The organism is Alkalicella caledoniensis (assembly GCF_014467015.1).
Lineage (GTDB): Bacteria > Bacillota > Proteinivoracia > Proteinivoracales > Proteinivoracaceae > Alkalicella > Alkalicella caledoniensis.
In genome coordinates, this window is record NZ_CP058559.1 from 2,159,571 (window position 1) to 2,175,832 (window position 16,262).

Here is a 16,262-nt window from a genome sequence, read left to right on the forward strand (position 1 = left end):
AGACTTAAAAAGTTGGGTATATTAAAATATAGATTGAGTGTTTTACTATGCTACATAATATTCTATTTAAGGAGGATTATATATGAACAAGAAAGTAATTTCAACTCAGAATGCTCCAGCTGCAATAGGTCCTTACTCACAAGCTATCCAAATTGGTAACCTGTTGTATACCTCAGGTCAAGTTCCATTTGATCCACAAACCATGGAAGTTGTATCTCAAGACATTAAAGAACAAACTAAAAGAGTTATGGAAAATCTTAAGGCTATCTTTGATGAAGCAGGTACTTCCTTTGACAAGGTAGTTAAAATGACTGTATTCATTAAAGACATGAACCAATTTGGTGACATCAATGAAGTATACGCAACATACTTCGGAGATACCCCACCAGCAAGATCCTGCGTAGAAGTGGCAAGACTACCAAGGGACGTAGGAATAGAAATAGAAGCAATAGCAATAGTTGACTAACAAAAAGATGTCTGCGAAAAACGCAGACATCTTTTTGTTTTAAAAAAATCTAGCCACCAATTGCACCACCATGAAAGCTAAGAAATAATCACCAAGGGACACCAATAAAGATAGTCCGCTACTGTATGGTCCATATTGACCAAGATTATTACTTTGCCTTGGATTGAGCACTGAATCTAGCATTTAATAAAAGTAGTGGTAATAGCTTAGGTCTATTATCTTTATTGGTGCCAATTGGTGAAATCTTTTTTGGTGTAATTGGTGGCGAAATGTTTTAAGGGGTTTGCTCTTTGCAGGAATATCAAAAATTTGGTAGAATATACATTAAGTTAAAATCTATTGTAAAGGGTGAAGGACATGTCAGAGATTAAATTTGGAACAGATGGCTGGAGAGGACTTCTTGCCAGAGATTTTACATTTGCAAATGTTGAGAAAGCAGTAAATGCAATACTTGCCCATGTGCATTATAAAGGTATGGGTAATAAAGGGATAGTAATAGGCTACGATACCAGGTTTTTAGGGGATCAATTTGCCCTCCTAGCCACAGAATTAGCCAATAAATGGGGTATGGATGTATATCTAACAGATAAACCCACACCCACACCTGTTATTGCTTATGGTGTTAAGGTAAAACAAGCTGCTGGTGCTCTTATGTTTACTGCAAGCCACAACCCGCCAGAATATAACGGCATTAAGTTTATTCCACACTACGCTGGACCAGCAACAATGGAAATCACCAAGGATATTGAAAATCACTTAAACAACCCAAAAGAATACGTATCAGATAAAAAAGGTGAAACATCCACATACAACCCATGGAAAGATTACAAAGAACATCTAAATTCTATTTTGGATTTATCAAAGCTTAAAGGATTAAAAGTTGTGGTAGATCCAATGTATGGTGCAGGATCTGACTACCTTCCAGAGCTCCTAGAAGAGGCAGGGTGCCATGTTGTGGCAATTAATATACATAAGGACCCTTACTTTGGTGGCAACCTTCCAGAGCCAAACCTAGAGCACCTAGGTGACTTGGTTGAAATGGTAAAAGAAGAAAATGCACAACTGGGGTTAGCTTTAGATGGGGATGCTGATAGATTTGGTATAGTTGACCATGAAGGTAGCTACTATGTACCTAATCAGCTGATACCCCTAATGTTCCAATACCTTGCAAAGGAAAATACAACTGAGAAGAGAGTTATTCGTACAGTTGCCACAACTCATCTAATTGATAAAATGGCTGATGAGATGGGATTTGAAGTTACAGAAACACCTGTTGGCTTTAAATACGTTGGAGAAGCAATGGAGCAAGGTGGAGTACTTATAGGAGGGGAAGAAAGTGGAGGAGCAAGTATCCACGGACATATCCCAGAAAAAGACGGGCTTTTAGTGGATTGCTTAGTTGCTCTTATGGTTGTATCCTCAGGTCCGTTAAAGGAACAATGGGAAAAACTGTTGGCTAAGTACGGCAACTTTGTAAGCAAAAGACTTGACCTTAGGGTGCCAGAAGACAAAAAAGCAGAGATACTAAATAACCTTAAGGAAAACACACCTACTGAAGTTGCAGGACTAAAGGTAGTTGAAGTTAACAGAAAAGATGGAACAAAAATGTTATTGGAAGATAAAAGTAGCTGGGTACTCTTTAGACCATCAGGTACTGAACCACTTTTAAGGGTATATATAGAAAGTGATACCCAGGAGACATTTGATAAAATAGCAGCATGGGCAAAAGATTACCTAGCAAGCTAAGTAGACAAAGGGGAATATTTGCAAAGGGCTATGGAGCTTTATAAGCCAAATGTAAACAGGAGGGGTGCAAATGAAAAGGAGTATAGTTATTATTTGCTTGCTTTTTGTTCTTGTTTTTGTAATAAGTGGGTGTAAAAATGCTGATAATATTGCTATAGAAACAATAATAATCACAGAATATGTTGACAGTGACTCTGGTTTTAAATTTCAATCTGAGTATATTACAGATGAGGAGAAAATAAAGGAGATTTTAGTTGAATTAGAGTCAATAGACTTATCACAGTTATCCGACGACCAGGGATTGCGAGTTGGAGGAGGGTTAGTTGTGAGGCTTGTAGATGACTTTGATGAGACTTATACCTATGTTTTATATAACAAACTAGTTAGTAAAAACGGAACATTTTATGATACAGAAATTGACTATGAAGCTAGGATGAGGAATATAGCAAAGACAGTTTCAGATAGCAATTAAGAGGCTAGATTTTAGGGTTCAGGTTACATTTTATCCAAAAGTGGATTAATGTAGCCTGAACCTTTGTTTATGTTATAATGTTATTTAGCAATCATAAAGAATAGGAGTCATGCCACATGGATATAGATATAACAATTTATGATATTTTTAAAAGTTTAATAAATAACCTTGGAATAATAGTACTTATAGCTTTTTTACTTACAAAGATTCCACTGTTTAAAACCCTAGTTATAGATAAAGAACGGGTAGGTGTAAAAGGGCAGATTACTCTGGCTATAATCTTCGGTCTTTTTGGTATCTTAGCTACTTATAATGGATTCCCTGTAAAAGGTGCCATAGCCAATGCGAGGGTTGTTGGTGTTGTAGCTGGTGGAATCATAGGGGGGCCTGTGGTAGGTTTAGGAGCTGGACTCATAGCTGGTGTTCATCGCTATGGGATAGATATAGGAGGGTTTACTGCTTTAGCCTGTGGGGTAGCCACCATTGTAGAAGGGCTTATAGGCGGGTATAGCAAAAAGATTTATAAGGGAAAGAATATAAGGCCAACAACGGCTTTTTATATAGGGGTAGTAGCAGAAATTACACAAATGGCCTTAATTTTATTGTTAGCGAGGCCATTTCATGAAGCTTTAGAACTAGTACAGATTATAATTATACCTATGACTATCCTAAATAGTTTAGGAATTGCCCTATTTATCATGGTTATCCAAAATATCTACGGAGAAAGGGAAAGAACTGCCGCTGAACAGGCACAAAAAGCCCTTAAAATAGCTAATAAGACACTGCCTTACTTCAGGCATGGACTGGACTATGAATCTGCTAAGTGGGCCGTAGAAATTATCCATGAATATAATGAATCAGTGGCTGTGGCCATTACAGATACAACTCAAATACTAGGGTTTATTGGCTTAGGAGAAGACCACCATAAACCAGGTATGGAGATAAAAACCATCCTTGCAAAAAAGGTAATTGAGTCAGGAAATTATAGTGTAGGCCATACAAAGTATGAGATAGGTTGTAATCATAAAAAATGCAAATTAAGTTCCGCAGTAATGGTTCCACTAAAAAATAAAGACATGCCCATAGGATCCCTTGTGTTTTTTGGGAAAGCGTCCCATGGAATCTCCTCAATAGATATAGAACTTGCAACAGGTCTTGCACAGCTATTTTCCACACAAATCGAATTGAGTAATATCGAAAAACAAAAAAGAGACTTAAATAAGGCAGAACTAAGGGCCCTTCAAGCCCAGATCAATCCACACTTTTTATTCAATGCCATAAACACAATTGTAGCATTTATTAGAACCAAGCCCGATACATCACGGGAGTTATTAATACACTTAGGAGACTTTTTTAGGAAAAATCTTCAACGAACAAACGAGTTTGTGTCCCTAAATACTGAAATTGAACATGTTAAATCATATCTAGCCATAGAAAAGGCAAGGTTTGGAGATAAACTAAATGTAGAATTTGAGATAGAAAAAGGAGAGGTGTGCCTAGTTCCGCCACTTATACTGCAACCCCTAGTGGAAAACGCCATAAAGCATGGCTTGTTACCTAAAAAAAATGGGGGAAATATTAAGGTATCAGCAGTAAAAGGAATGAAAGATATGGAAATAACCATATCCGATGATGGTGTTGGCATGTCTTGTTCTTTCAACGGCACAAAAGGAACAGCTGGCTGCGGGATAGGTCTTTCCAACGTAAATGAGAGGCTAATTAACTTATATGGTGAAGAATACCATTTAGATATTCAGTCAACTGATGGACAAGGGACAACCATCAAAATGCTTATACCACTTGACTCAGGGAGGTCGAACAATGAACATCCTTAAAGTTTTCCTAGTAGATGATGAAATGCCAGCTAGAGAAGAATTAAAATATTTACTTTCCCTAAATGACAAGGTTGATTTAATAGGAGAAGCTGATAATCTAGAAGATGCCCTAGTGGAAATTACTAATAAAGAAATAGATTTGATCTTTTTAGATATTCAAATAAATAACGACAATGGTGTGGAGTTTGCCAAGAAGATAAAACTAAAGGAAATTGGAGTAGTGTTTGCTACGGCATATGACGAATATGCCGTAGAAGCCTTTTCCCTTAACGCTATAGATTACTTATTAAAACCCTTTTCGCAAGAAAGGGTAAATCAAAGCATACAAAAGGCAATAGATAAATTATCTAAAGGTAAAAAAAACGAAAGGTACTTGAAAAAGTTAACATTTTGGAAAGGTGAGAAAATGGTTGTAATTGCTCCGGAGGATATATTATATTTGACTGTTGATGAGAGAAAGGTAATACTGGAAACAACAAAGGGAACTCTTACTGATGCTGGCCCCCTTCAAAACACATTTGAAAAACTTGACCCAAATATTTTTATACGCACACATAGAAGTTATATAGTAAACCTAGAGAAGATTGAGGAGATTATACCTTGGTTCAATAATACATATAACTTAAAGCTAGTGGATCTAAAAGAAACAGAGATTCCAGTGAGCAGAAGTTACCTTCAGGAGTTCAAAAAACAAGTGGGACTATTATAATGTAATTCATGCACTGATTTGAGTAACTCAGGGCTTAAATCGCCACTTTTTTTATAAAGTTACTATAATTAAGGTATATCTATAAAATAAAAAGGGGGATATACCTATGTATTCATTTCTAATATCTATTGTCGTACTTATTCTAGGTTACTTCATTTACGGTACTTTTGTAGAAAAAATATTTGGTATCAATGAGAAATCAAAAACACCTGCCACTGAGCAAGAAGATGGTGTTGACTATGTGCCTATGGATTGGAAGCAAATATTCCTTATCCAATTTTTGAACATTGCTGGTCTTGGTCCAATATTTGGGGCTATTTCTGGAGCACTATGGGGTCCTGCAGCATTTTTATGGATTGTTTTCGGTTGTATTTTCGCAGGAGCAGTTCACGATTACTTCTCTGGGATGCTTTCCATTCGTCATAATGGAGCAAGTATTTCTGAAATCGTAGGGATATATTTAGGAGGCGGAGTAAAACAGGTAATGCGTGTTTTCTCTGTTGTGCTACTAATTTTAGTAGGTACAGTATTTATGACTGGTCCAGCTGGTCTTTTGTCAAACCTTACTGGTATGAATCTTTCTGTATGGGTTGGTATCATAATAGTTTACTATTTCCTAGCAACAATCTTACCCGTTGATAAAATCATCGGTAAAGTTTACCCGCTTTTTGGTGCATCACTTATAATCATGGCACTTGGGATTGCTGGTGGTCTTTTCATCAAAGGGTATCAAATTCCTGAGATCACCCTTCAAAATCTTCATCCAAATAGCCTTCCCCTATGGCCATTACTATTCGTAACAATAGCATGTGGTGCAATAAGTGGCTTCCATGCCACCCAGTCACCGATGATGGCTCGTTGTGTAACTAACGAGAAATACGGTAGAAGAGTATTCTACGGCACGATGATTGCCGAAGGTATTATCGCTCTTATCTGGGCTGCTGCTGCTATGACTTTCTTTGGTGGAACTGAAGCTTTACAAGCTGCTGGAGCTCCTGCAGTGGTAGTAAACACAATTTCAATGGAGCTAATGGGACCAATTGGTGGAGTACTGGCTATGCTAGGAGTAATCGCATGCCCAATAACTTCAGGTGATACTGCATTTAGAAGTGCAAGGTTAACAATCGCTGACACCTTTGGAGTAACTCAAAAACCAATAGCTAAACGTCTATTACTTGCAGCCCCACTTTTCGCAATCGGTTACAGCTTAACACTAATTGACTTCCAAATTATCTGGAGATACTTTGCTTGGTCAAATCAAGCATTAGCTATGATGGTACTTTGGGCATCAGCTGCATACCTATCTGTTAATAACAAACTACACTGGATTGCTACAATCCCAGCCACATTCATGACAGCAGTTTCAGTGACCTATATCTTACAAGCACCAGAAGGCTTTAAGCTAGCTACAAGCATTTCCTACCCTGTAGGTGTAACAGTAGCTCTAGCACTACTGGTAGGATTCCTACTATTCGGCAAAAATCTACCAGACAAAACTAAAATATCAGCATAAAACAAGCCCAAGCCCTCACACACCAGTGTGAGGGCTTGGGTTTGTTTTATGCTGATGACAAAGTCATTTTTTGGTGAATGTCGCATATTAAACGCTGTACAAAATTCTGCGTCGAGACTTAAGGCTTCTATCTAAACTACAGAAGGGGACCGCTCCAATTCACCATCCATGGTTCAGTGGAGCTCTCAGAACGTCCTGTTCTTCGCCCCTTCTTCCGTTTAGCTACTCAGCTCTTAAGTCTATCTCCTCGAATTAATTGTACTGCTTTTTAATATGCACATCTAGGGTCAATGACTTTGTTTAGGTTTGTATACAAGCCCAAGGCCTCACACACCAGTGTGAGGGTTTCATTTTGTCTAAATGCTTTTAACCGTGAAATTCTCAAGATATCGAAACTATTACTGGTTCTCTACCCTTAAAATCATATAATTATTTTGAGATGCTATCTTTTTAAGACCTGTAGTTACGCCATTAAGTTGAAATGATTTCTTGTCAGCATTTCAATCTATAACAATAAATTATAAAGAACATAAAAAAATCTGAACAATAAAAGCAGGAATTATTCAAAAAAGTTAGAATACCATATAGTGAGTGCAAGTTATAACATTCACAAAGGGAATGAACTTTGCGGGAGAGACTACTTTTAGGTAGCGCCGAAGGAGCAATTTTTGTCAAAATGCCACTGACAAAATAAAACTCTCAGGTAAAAAGGACCGTGAAGGGACCTAACTCTGGAGAGTCCTCTAAAAGGACACCGAAGGAGCAACCCTAATTTAGGGGAAATCTCTCAGGTCTAAAGAACAGAGACAATGGCTATTTATTAGTCATTGTCTTTTTTGTTGTAAAATTATAACCCTGAAGATATTAAGGAGTTGATTTAGGTGAAAATTATCTCAAACAATCCAAAAGTGATAGCTTATGCCACTGTTAATTCCCTAGAAATAATCAAGGCAGTGTCTTTACCAGAGGTACTAAAAAATGCTAGGGATATGGTACATAAAAATCATAAGCTTATAAATCATCCCCTGGTTACAAGTATAAAACCCTATAGCAATTTATATAAGACTATTGTTCTCATTGAAGAAAGCTCTCTTGATTATCAATCACTAGACATAATGGAAAATTCCATAGCAAAAGCTCAACAATTTCAAAAGGAAGTACCAATAAATGAACAGGCAAAAGAAGATTATCAAACCATAGACTTTGGTGTGTTTAAACAAAGTATAGAAAAAATCTAAAGGAGGAATTTACATGATCTACGACATGATCATAATCGGAGGAGGCCCTGGTGGATTGACGGCTGGAATATATGGCGCCAGATCCAAGCTTAAAACCCTAATAATAGAGAAGGGTAAAATAGGTGGGCAAGCTGCTACAACAGAAGAAATGGAAAACTATCCAGGCTTTTTTGACGGAACAACAGGCCCAGGTGTCATGAAAAAGATGGAAGAACATGCATTACACTTTGGGGCGGAGATTGTTAAAGATGAAGTTAAAAGTATTTCTTTAGATGGATATGTTAAAAAAATCACAACAAGAAATGGTGAGTATCAAACAAAAACCTTAGTTATTTCCACTGGAGCTGAACCAAGGGTTCTAGGAGTAAAGGGAGAAGGAGCCCTTAGGGGAAGGGGTGTTAGCTACTGTGCCACATGTGATGCAGACTTTTTTGAGGAGTTAGATGTAGTTGTGGTAGGTAACGGTGATGCAGCTATCGAAGAAGCTATGTATCTAACAAAGTTTGCTGAAAAAGTTACAGTAATAGTCATCCACGAGGAAGGAGTGTTAGATGCCACTCCTATTATTCAAGAGAGAGCTTTTCAAAATCCCAAGATAGAATTTGTGTGGAACTCTGTGTTAGAAGAGATTCAAGGGGATGAAATGGTAGAAGGTGTCAGAGTTAAAAACTTAAAAACAGGAGATGTGTCCGAAATCGAGGTAAACGGTGTATTTATCTTTGTAGGAACTGTACCTAAAACGGGTTTTCTTAAAGACACTATTGCTTTAGATGAAAAAGGATATATCATCACAAACGAATATATGGAAACATCTCAAGATGGAGTATATGCAGTGGGAGATGTAAGGCAAAAATTCCTAAGACAGGTAGTGACTGCAGCAGCCGATGGTGCCATAGCTGCTGTGGCAGTGGAAAAATATATCCACGAGGAAGAGATGTTCAAAGATGAGGTAATAGATGAATCAAAGCCTGTGGCTGTATTATTTTGGACACCAGGTAGCCAAGAATGTATTGATCTAGTATCTCAAATGGAAAAACATATGGATCAAACTAAAGTCAAACTAGTTAAGATAGATACCTATCGTAATATGAGGATCAAAAATCGTTACAATATCAAATCTGCACCCTCCCTTTTGCTTTTTGAAAATGGTGAGGTAATAAAAAGAATTGAGGAAATTGATGCAGTTATAAATTTCTCAAGAAATATTGAAGCTTAAAGGAGGTGAATCTATGTTAGAACTTAACAAGGTCAGTTTTCAAGAAGAGGTGTTGGAATCAAAGGGTTTGGTTTTAGTGGATTATTGGAGTACAAAGTGTGAGCCATGTATTGAATTGATGCCTGAAATAGTTAGATTATCAGAGAAATACCAGGAAAAAGTAAAGTTTTGTAAACTCAACATCTTGGAAAATCGACGCTTGGCAATTGGTCAGAAGGTTATGGGGCTACCTACAATCATTATGTACAAAGATGGCGAAAAATTATGGTCATTAAGCAGTGAATTTACAGCGGAAGATGTAGAGAAGCAAATCAACAATAGTTTGTAAATAGGGGGTGGAAAAATGTCTCTTAAGTTAGGTAACGTTATTGTAACTGATATCACTTTTGGTGATAAAACAGAGGTTAAAGAATCAGTGCTTACAATAAACAAAGAAGAAATGCTAGAGGTTTTAAGTACTCAATCCAGCATTGCATCCATAGAGCTGGATATTGCAAAGCCAGGGGAACTGGTAAGAATTATGCCTGTTAAAGATGTTATAGAACCTAGGGTCAAAATTGATAGTGAAGCAAATATTTTTCCAGGCTTTTTAGGTAAACCTGAGATAGTAGGAGAAGGAATAACCCACGTACTAAAGGGAGTCAATGTTGTTACAACTGGTAAAATAGTTGGGTTCCAAGAAGGAATTATTGACATGGATGGAGTAGGAGCAGAATATACACCTTTTTCTAAAACCCTAAATGTGGTTATCAACTGCCATCCAATTGAAGGTTTAAAACAGCATGAGCATGAAGTGGCAGTAAGGATGATAGGCCTTAAAGCAGCGCAATACCTTGGTGAAGCAGCTAAAGACGTAGAGGTTAATGAGTATACTGAATATGAAACCCTAAACTTGGTAGATAGCTACACTAAATATAAAGATCTTCCTAAGGTTGCTTATGTGTATATGTTACAAAGTCAAGGGCTACTCCATGATACTTATGTATATGGTGTAGATGCTAAAAAAATCTTACCAACTCTCATGAAACCCACTGAGATGATGGATGGAGCTATAATAAGTGGAAACTGTGTGTCAGCATGTGACAAAAACACCACATACCATCACTTAAACAACCCAATTATCCATGATTTATACGAAAGACATGGAAAAGAAATCAACTTTGTAGGTGTTATCGTAACAAATGAAAACGTGACACTCTTAGATAAAGTACGCTCATCAAATTTTACAGCTAAACTAGTTGAAACCTTAGGTGTTGATGGCGTAATAATCTCTGAGGAAGGCTTTGGAAACCCAGACACAGATTTAATTATGAACTGCACAAAGATTGAGCAAAAAGGAATTAAGACAGTTCTTGTAACAGATGAGTATGCAGGAAGAGATGGAGCAAGTCAATCATTGGCAGATGCTAATAAACTAGCTAATGCCGTAGTAACAGGCGGTAACGCTAATGAGGTAATAACCCTACCACCCATGGACAAAATCATCGGTTTTGCGGAAGTTGCAGATGTAATAGCCGGCGGTTTTGATGGAAGTTTGTCCAAAGATGGTTCAATAACCGTTGAGATTCAAGCCATAACAGGAGCCACTAATGAACTAGGCTTCAATAAGTTATCAGCTAAAAATTTATAAAGGAGGAAGATAATATGTTTGAGGGTAAAAAGTTTATTATCCTTGGTGACAGAGATGGTATACCAGGCCCCGCCATTGAAGAATGCGTAATTTCTGGCGGCGGAGAATCAATCTTTACAACCACAGAATGTTTCGTCTGAACGGCTGCAGGAGCCATGGACCTTGAAAACCAAACCCGTATTAAGGATTTGGTTGAAAAACACGGTGGAGAGAACATTGTTGTTGTACTAGGGGGAGCTGAAGCAGAAGCATCTGGTTTAGCCGCTGAAACAGTGACAAATGGAGATCCAACCTACGCAGGTCCATTGGCAGGAGTCCAGTTGGGACTTCTAGTTTATCATATCTTTGAAGAAGAGATTAAAGGATTTGTTGATGACGGGGTATATGACGAACAAGTTAGTATGATGGAGATGGTTTTAGAAGTTGACGAGATAGTAAATGAAGTAAAAACCTATAGAGATCAGTTTTGTAAATACCTGTAGAAGTGAAGGAGGGGAGAAATTTGAGCAAAATTCGTGTGGTACACTATCTAAACCAATTTTTTGGACAGATAGGTGGAGAAGACAAGGCACACATTGCCCCATTGGTCAAAGAAGAGGTTGTGGGCCCTGGTATGGCTTTAAAAGCTCAGTTAGGGGAAAGTAGCGAAATTGTAGCTACTGTAATTTGCGGAGACTCATACTTCAATGAAAATATAGATGAAGTATCAGCTGAAATAGTTGAGATTATAGCTCAGTACAAGCCAGATATTGTAGTCTGTGGACCAGCTTTTAATGCAGGAAGATATGGAGTGGCATGTGGGGCAGTAGCAAAGGCCGTTTTTGAAAAGCTTGATATACCAGCTGTAAGTGCCATGTATCAGGAAAACCCCGGTGTTGAAATGTACTCGAAGTACTCATATGTTGTAAAAGCAAGCGATTCTGCTAGGGGGATGGCCCCTGCCATTGCATCTATGGTAAACATAATTAAAAAACTAGTAGACGGTGAAGAACTACAACCTGTGGTTGATAACTATTATGAGCGTGGTATAAGGAAAAACTATTTTGCCCAAGATAGAGGTTCAAAAAGGGCTGTTGATATGCTTTTAGCTAAACTTAAAGGTGAAGAGTTCGTCACCGAGTACCCTATGCCAGAGTTTGATAGAGTGGCACCTAATCAACCAATTACAGACTTAAGTAACGCAAAAATAGCACTGGTTACCTCTGGTGGAATAGTGCCTAAAGGGAACCCAGATAGGATAGAATCATCTAGTGCTTCTAAGTTTGGCAAATATGATATATCAGGTTTTAACAATTTGACAGATGAAACCCATGAGACTGCTCACGGTGGTTATGACCCAGTATACGCAAATATAGACAGTGACAGGGTATTGCCAGTGGATGTATTGCGTGAACTTGAGGCGCAAGGAGAAATAGGTCAGTTACATCAATACTTCTATACAACGGTGGGAAATGGTACATCAGTTGCTAACTCAAAAGCATTTGCAAAATCCATAAGTGAAGAATTGGTTAGAGATGGAGTTCAAGCTGTTATCTTAACATCCACCTGAGGCACCTGTACTCGTTGCGGTGCAACGATGGTTAAAGAAATAGAAAGAGCTGGGATACCAGTAGTACACGTATGTACAGTTGTCCCAATCTCATTGACAGTTGGGGCTAACAGGATAGTACCAGCTATAGCAATACCCCATCCCCTTGGTAATCCTCAATTAACACAAGATCAAGAAAAAGAATTAAGGATGGGTATAGTGAAAAAAGCCCTAAACTCTTTGACTGTAGAAGTACACGGTCAAACGGTATTTGAAGACTAAAGTAAAAATGGGGTCAGTAAAATCTGACCCCGTTTTTTAAAAAAACTTTGACTGCACTTTTAACTGTTGTATCCAAGGCTTTAGCCTTGGAAAACCCACAAAAAATTACAATCAATCAGTAACTTTTAAATGGAGGTGTGAAAAGATGGTGTATCCAGTTATTAAATCCACCGCATATAGCTTGATTCACAGCCCGAACTTACTAGTGTCTCAAGGGACCACTCAAACCCAGGACAGGGATAAGGACCCGAACAGCCCGTATCTTACAAAACTATCACAACATCTGAGATCATTTGATGAAGCGGTAAAGTATCCCCCTAATCAAGCGTATATAGGTGGAATAAACCCTAAAGAGCTATATGAGATCCCAAAGCCATGGTATGAAAATGCCATTGCTACAGCTAACCGCTTTGCGTCTATGGGAGAAATCATGCCAGAAGATGAGTTTTTTGGCCTAATAAAAATTTGTGACTCATTCGATTTAGTACTACTAGACGAGGGATTCTCTGTTTCTATAAAAGAAAAGTTAAGTAAACACCCAGTAATATCAAAACTAAACTTATCAAAACTAGATAAGTTCTCTACCAATGAAGATATTCAAAAAGTAATCAACAATGGGGGAGAGACTTTAAAAATAGACAATGAGATTATTGGATGTGTTAAAAAGGCCCATGATACGGACAAAAACTTAAATGCCCATATAATTCTAGAAAACCTTACTGCAAAAGCATCGGCTGTTCTAGCCCTACTTCACTTAGAGAAGATCGCCAATATTTCTTTAGATGAGATTGATTATATTATTGAAACATCGGAAGAAGCATGTGGAGATATGAATCAACGGGGGGGCGGTAACTTCGCAAAAGCCATAGGGGAGATTGCAGGATGTAAAAATGCCACAGGATCAGATATCAGGGCATTTTGTGCAGCGCCTGCCCATGGAATTTTAAATGCAGCAGCTTTAGTTAAAGCTGGTATTTTTAAAAACGTTGTGGTTGTGGCTGGAGGGGCAACAGCTAAGCTAGGTATGAATGGCAAAGACCATGTAAACAAAGGTATGCCTGTCCTTGAAGATATGCTTGGTGCCTTTGCTGTACTGGTATCGGAAAATGACGGAGTAAGTCCAGTTGTTAGAACAGATATAGTTGGTAGACATACAATTGGGGCAGGTTCATCACCACAGGCGGTAATCAAGGGTATTGTCACTGATCCCCTTGACAGAAGTGATCTCAAAATAAATCAAATAGATAGCTATTCAGTGGAAATGCAAAACCCTGAGCTTACAGAACCAGCAGGGGCAGGAGATGTTCCTAAAGCTAACTATAAAATGATTGCAGCACTGGGTGTTAAAAGGGGGGATATTCAAAGGAATGAAATTGAATCCTTTGTTAAAGACCACGGCATGCCTGGCTTTGCGCCTACTCAAGGACATATCCCATCTGGAGTGCCATATATAGGGCACTGTGCCCATGAAATCATGCAAGGAAAAATACAACGTGCAATGATTATTGGAAAAGGGAGTCTTTTCTTGGCTAGGATGACAAATCAATTTGACGGAATTTCTTTTGTTATAGAAAAAAACATAGGGCAAGGTATGAAACAAGATGGAGCAGGAAAGCTAAACCAGCTATTAGCCCAAGCATTAAGAGAAGTGGCAGAAAAGTTTGACCAAGATCAAGAGCAACAGTAAAGGGGTGAAATGATGACTGATAAAACTCAAGTAGTAAACACCCTAAATAGTATAGCTGATTTCCTTGAAGGTAAAGAAACAGCTAAAAAGACAAAGGTAGCTCTAACTACTATTGGTAGCGAATTAGGAACAGATGAACTGGTTCAAGGGGCCATGATGGCTGTAAAAGATAATCCCTTACTAGATGTTGTTTTAATCGGGGCCAAGCCCAATGTAGATTGTCCCCTAGAACAGCATATTACGGAGTGTGAAAAAGAAGCCCATAAGATTTTAGAGGAATTGTTAGTAAAAAAAGAGGTTTCAGGGGCAGTAACCCTTCACTACAATTTTCCTTTGGGGATATCAACTGTTGGTAGAGTAATCACTCCCGCTAGGGGTAAATCCATGTTTATTGCTACAACAACAGGTACAACATCTGCCAATAGAGTTGAGGCAATGGTGCTAAACGGGATACTAGGTATAATCGCTGCTAAAGGTGCAGGGATAAACAACCCTAAACTAGGGGTGTTAAACGTTGAAGGTTCCCGTCAAGTAGAAAGAATACTCACTACCCTTAAGGAGAAGGGGATGGAGTTTTCTTTAGCTGAAAGTATAAGGTCTGATGGTGGTTCGGTGATGAGGGGGAACGATTTACTCAGCGGAAGCTGTGATGTCATGGTTTGTGACACTTTAACAGGTAATATATTGATGAAGATATTCTCAAGTTTTACAACAGGGGGCAACTATGAGACCCTAGGTTGGGGATATGGACCGGGGATAGGCAAAGACATGAAGAACATCATATCAATAATTTCAAGGGCATCTGGAGCACCTGTGGTAAAGGGGGCTTTGCAATACACCTTTGAATTAGTGCAAAATGATTTGGTTAAGGTAGCTAAAGAGGAATTCTCAAAAGCGGAAAAAGCTGGCCTTAGCACAGAGTTAGAGATGATAAAAGCTCCAATACAAAAAGAAGAAAAGGTGGAAGTTCCACCTAAAAAGCCTGTGACTGCAGAGATAACAGGAATTGACATACTTCAGTTAGATGATGGTGTAGGCGTACTTTGGGAAAACAAAATCTATGCCGAATCAGGCATGGGATGTGCAGGCCCAGTGATAATGGTAGCCCCAGAAGATAAAGAACAGGCAAGTGGGATATTAAAAGAGAATAAATATTTATAGAACCTAAAAAGCGACTGGGTGATATGCTCCCCTTGTGGTAGACAGTTAAAATAATAAAAACTGTTTACAACAAGGAGGAGTATTTTTTATGGGTCGGAAAAGTAAATTCTCACCAGAAGAAAAGTTAGAGTATGTTCTTATGTGTATAGAAGGAAAAAATTCAGTTAGCCATGCAGCTAAGTTAATCGGTGTCAGTAAAGATACCATGAGGAGATGGGTCAGTAATTATATGTCGTTGGGTGTTGATGGGTTGACTACTAGTGCAAAGAATACTAGCCATTCTTCAAATGCAAAGGAATTAGCGATAAAGGAATACCTTTCTGGTAAGGGTTCTTTGCATGATATATGTTTTCAATATGGAATACGCTCTACAGGGATACTTCATACATGGGTTATGAAGTATAATAGTCATGAGAAATTAAAATCTTCTGGTACTGGAGGAGTATCTATCATGACTAAAGGAAGAAAGACCCATTTTGATGAAAGAGTAGAAATAGTAAAGTACTGTATTGAGAATAAATGCAACTATGTTGAAACAGCACAGAAGTTTAATGTATCTTACCAGCAGGTTAATTCATGGACTAATAAATACCTAAAAAAAGGTATAGAAGCCCTTCAAGACAAGCGAGGCAAAAGAAAGTCAGAAGATGACATGTCTGAAATGGACAAACTTAAAGCCCAAAACAAACTACTTGAAGCTGAAATTCGCCAGAAGCAAATGGAGATAGATTTTTTAAAAAAGTTGAAAGAAATAGAAAGGGGGCGGTTTTAAGCCAAGT

At 38.2% G+C, this 16,262-nt stretch carries 15 protein-coding genes and 2 riboswitches; all 15 genes read left to right on the forward strand.

Going from position 1 to position 16,262, the window contains the following annotated elements; translation table 11 throughout:
- Positions 1–82 precede the first annotated feature (82 nt).
- The 15 genes from HYG86_RS10685 to HYG86_RS10755 all read left to right on the forward strand — a co-directional run bounded on the left by HYG86_RS10685 (position 83) and on the right by HYG86_RS10755 (position 16,255).
- Positions 83–466, forward strand: a complete 384-nt coding sequence (locus HYG86_RS10685) for a RidA family protein (protein WP_213165562.1) — start codon at positions 83–85, stop codon at positions 464–466.
- A 357-nt stretch (positions 467–823) separates the two neighbouring features.
- The gene (locus HYG86_RS10690; protein ID WP_213165563.1) at positions 824–2,212 is read left to right on the forward strand and encodes a phosphoglucomutase/phosphomannomutase family protein; all 1,389 of its coding nucleotides are present in this window, start codon (positions 824–826) and stop codon (positions 2,210–2,212) included.
- A gap of 70 nt (positions 2,213–2,282) precedes the next feature.
- Positions 2,283–2,684: a hypothetical protein gene (locus tag HYG86_RS10695; RefSeq protein WP_213165564.1), complete on the forward strand. Its 402-nt coding sequence runs from the start codon at positions 2,283–2,285 to the stop codon at positions 2,682–2,684.
- A 116-nt stretch (positions 2,685–2,800) separates the two neighbouring features.
- Positions 2,801–4,519, forward strand: a complete 1,719-nt coding sequence (locus tag HYG86_RS10700; protein WP_213165565.1) for a sensor histidine kinase — start codon at positions 2,801–2,803, stop codon at positions 4,517–4,519.
- Positions 4,506–5,228, forward strand: a complete 723-nt coding sequence (locus tag HYG86_RS10705) for a LytR/AlgR family response regulator transcription factor (RefSeq protein WP_213165566.1) — start codon at positions 4,506–4,508, stop codon at positions 5,226–5,228. Before HYG86_RS10700 ends, HYG86_RS10705 begins: the two co-directional genes overlap by 14 nt.
- A 106-nt stretch (positions 5,229–5,334) precedes the next feature.
- Positions 5,335–6,741 (forward strand): carbon starvation CstA family protein, encoded by a 1,407-nt coding sequence (locus HYG86_RS10710; RefSeq protein ID WP_213165567.1) that lies wholly within the window; start codon positions 5,335–5,337, stop codon positions 6,739–6,741.
- Positions 6,742–7,359: 618 nt separating this feature from the next.
- A riboswitch (glycine riboswitch) is annotated at positions 7,360–7,467 on the forward strand.
- Between the two features lie 3 nt (positions 7,468–7,470).
- Positions 7,471–7,547: riboswitch (glycine riboswitch) on the forward strand.
- 75 nt (positions 7,548–7,622) lie between these two features.
- The gene (locus HYG86_RS10715; RefSeq protein WP_213165568.1) at positions 7,623–7,979 is read left to right on the forward strand and encodes a GrdX family protein; all 357 of its coding nucleotides are present in this window, start codon (positions 7,623–7,625) and stop codon (positions 7,977–7,979) included.
- 13 nt (positions 7,980–7,992) lie between these two features.
- Positions 7,993–9,195 (forward strand): thioredoxin-disulfide reductase, encoded by a 1,203-nt coding sequence (trxB, locus tag HYG86_RS10720; RefSeq protein WP_343064107.1) that lies wholly within the window; start codon positions 7,993–7,995, stop codon positions 9,193–9,195.
- 13 nt (positions 9,196–9,208) lie between these two features.
- Complete coding sequence (trxA, locus tag HYG86_RS10725) at positions 9,209–9,523, forward strand: thioredoxin TrxA (RefSeq protein WP_213165569.1); 315 nt, start codon at positions 9,209–9,211, stop codon at positions 9,521–9,523.
- A gap of 15 nt (positions 9,524–9,538) precedes the next feature.
- Positions 9,539–10,825, forward strand: coding sequence for a glycine/sarcosine/betaine reductase component B subunit (locus tag HYG86_RS10730; RefSeq protein WP_213165570.1), 1,287 nt, complete (start codon positions 9,539–9,541; stop codon positions 10,823–10,825).
- Positions 10,826–10,839: 14 nt separating this feature from the next.
- Positions 10,840–11,307: a glycine/sarcosine/betaine reductase complex selenoprotein A gene (gene grdA / locus HYG86_RS10735; RefSeq protein WP_213165571.1), complete on the forward strand. Its 468-nt coding sequence runs from the start codon at positions 10,840–10,842 to the stop codon at positions 11,305–11,307.
- A gap of 29 nt (positions 11,308–11,336) precedes the next feature.
- Positions 11,337–12,635 (forward strand): glycine reductase complex selenoprotein B, encoded by a 1,299-nt coding sequence (grdB, locus tag HYG86_RS10740; RefSeq protein ID WP_484477036.1) that lies wholly within the window; start codon positions 11,337–11,339, stop codon positions 12,633–12,635.
- Positions 12,636–12,780: 145 nt separating this feature from the next.
- The gene (gene grdC / locus HYG86_RS10745; protein WP_213165573.1) at positions 12,781–14,322 is read left to right on the forward strand and encodes a glycine/sarcosine/betaine reductase complex component C subunit beta; all 1,542 of its coding nucleotides are present in this window, start codon (positions 12,781–12,783) and stop codon (positions 14,320–14,322) included.
- Between the two features lie 9 nt (positions 14,323–14,331).
- Positions 14,332–15,483, forward strand: a complete 1,152-nt coding sequence (gene grdD, locus HYG86_RS10750) for a glycine/sarcosine/betaine reductase complex component C subunit alpha (RefSeq protein ID WP_425489222.1) — start codon at positions 14,332–14,334, stop codon at positions 15,481–15,483.
- 88 nt (positions 15,484–15,571) lie between these two features.
- Positions 15,572–16,255, forward strand: coding sequence for a helix-turn-helix domain-containing protein (locus tag HYG86_RS10755; protein ID WP_213165510.1), 684 nt, complete (start codon positions 15,572–15,574; stop codon positions 16,253–16,255).
- Positions 16,256–16,262 lie beyond the last annotated feature (7 nt).

What these genes read in the sequence shown, in the direction of transcription:
- HYG86_RS10730 (WP_213165570.1), top strand. Translation starts at nt 9,539, where the DNA reads ATGTCTCTTAAGTTAGGTAACGTTATTGTAACTGATATCACTTTTGGT.
- HYG86_RS10710 (WP_213165567.1), top strand. Translation starts at nt 5,335, where the DNA reads ATGTATTCATTTCTAATATCTATTGTCGTACTTATTCTAGGTTACTTC.
- HYG86_RS10690 (WP_213165563.1), top strand. Translation starts at nt 824, where the DNA reads ATGTCAGAGATTAAATTTGGAACAGATGGCTGGAGAGGACTTCTTGCC.
- trxA (WP_213165569.1), top strand. Translation starts at nt 9,209, where the DNA reads ATGTTAGAACTTAACAAGGTCAGTTTTCAAGAAGAGGTGTTGGAATCA.
- HYG86_RS10685 (WP_213165562.1), top strand. Translation starts at nt 83, where the DNA reads ATGAACAAGAAAGTAATTTCAACTCAGAATGCTCCAGCTGCAATAGGT.
- HYG86_RS10700 (WP_213165565.1), top strand. Translation starts at nt 2,801, where the DNA reads ATGGATATAGATATAACAATTTATGATATTTTTAAAAGTTTAATAAAT.
- HYG86_RS10705 (WP_213165566.1), top strand. Translation starts at nt 4,506, where the DNA reads ATGAACATCCTTAAAGTTTTCCTAGTAGATGATGAAATGCCAGCTAGA.
- HYG86_RS10695 (WP_213165564.1), top strand. Translation starts at nt 2,283, where the DNA reads ATGAAAAGGAGTATAGTTATTATTTGCTTGCTTTTTGTTCTTGTTTTT.
- grdD (WP_425489222.1), top strand. Translation starts at nt 14,332, where the DNA reads ATGATGACTGATAAAACTCAAGTAGTAAACACCCTAAATAGTATAGCT.
- HYG86_RS10755 (WP_213165510.1), top strand. Translation starts at nt 15,572, where the DNA reads ATGGGTCGGAAAAGTAAATTCTCACCAGAAGAAAAGTTAGAGTATGTT.
- grdC (WP_213165573.1), top strand. Translation starts at nt 12,781, where the DNA reads ATGGTGTATCCAGTTATTAAATCCACCGCATATAGCTTGATTCACAGC.
- trxB (WP_343064107.1), top strand. Translation starts at nt 7,993, where the DNA reads ATGATCTACGACATGATCATAATCGGAGGAGGCCCTGGTGGATTGACG.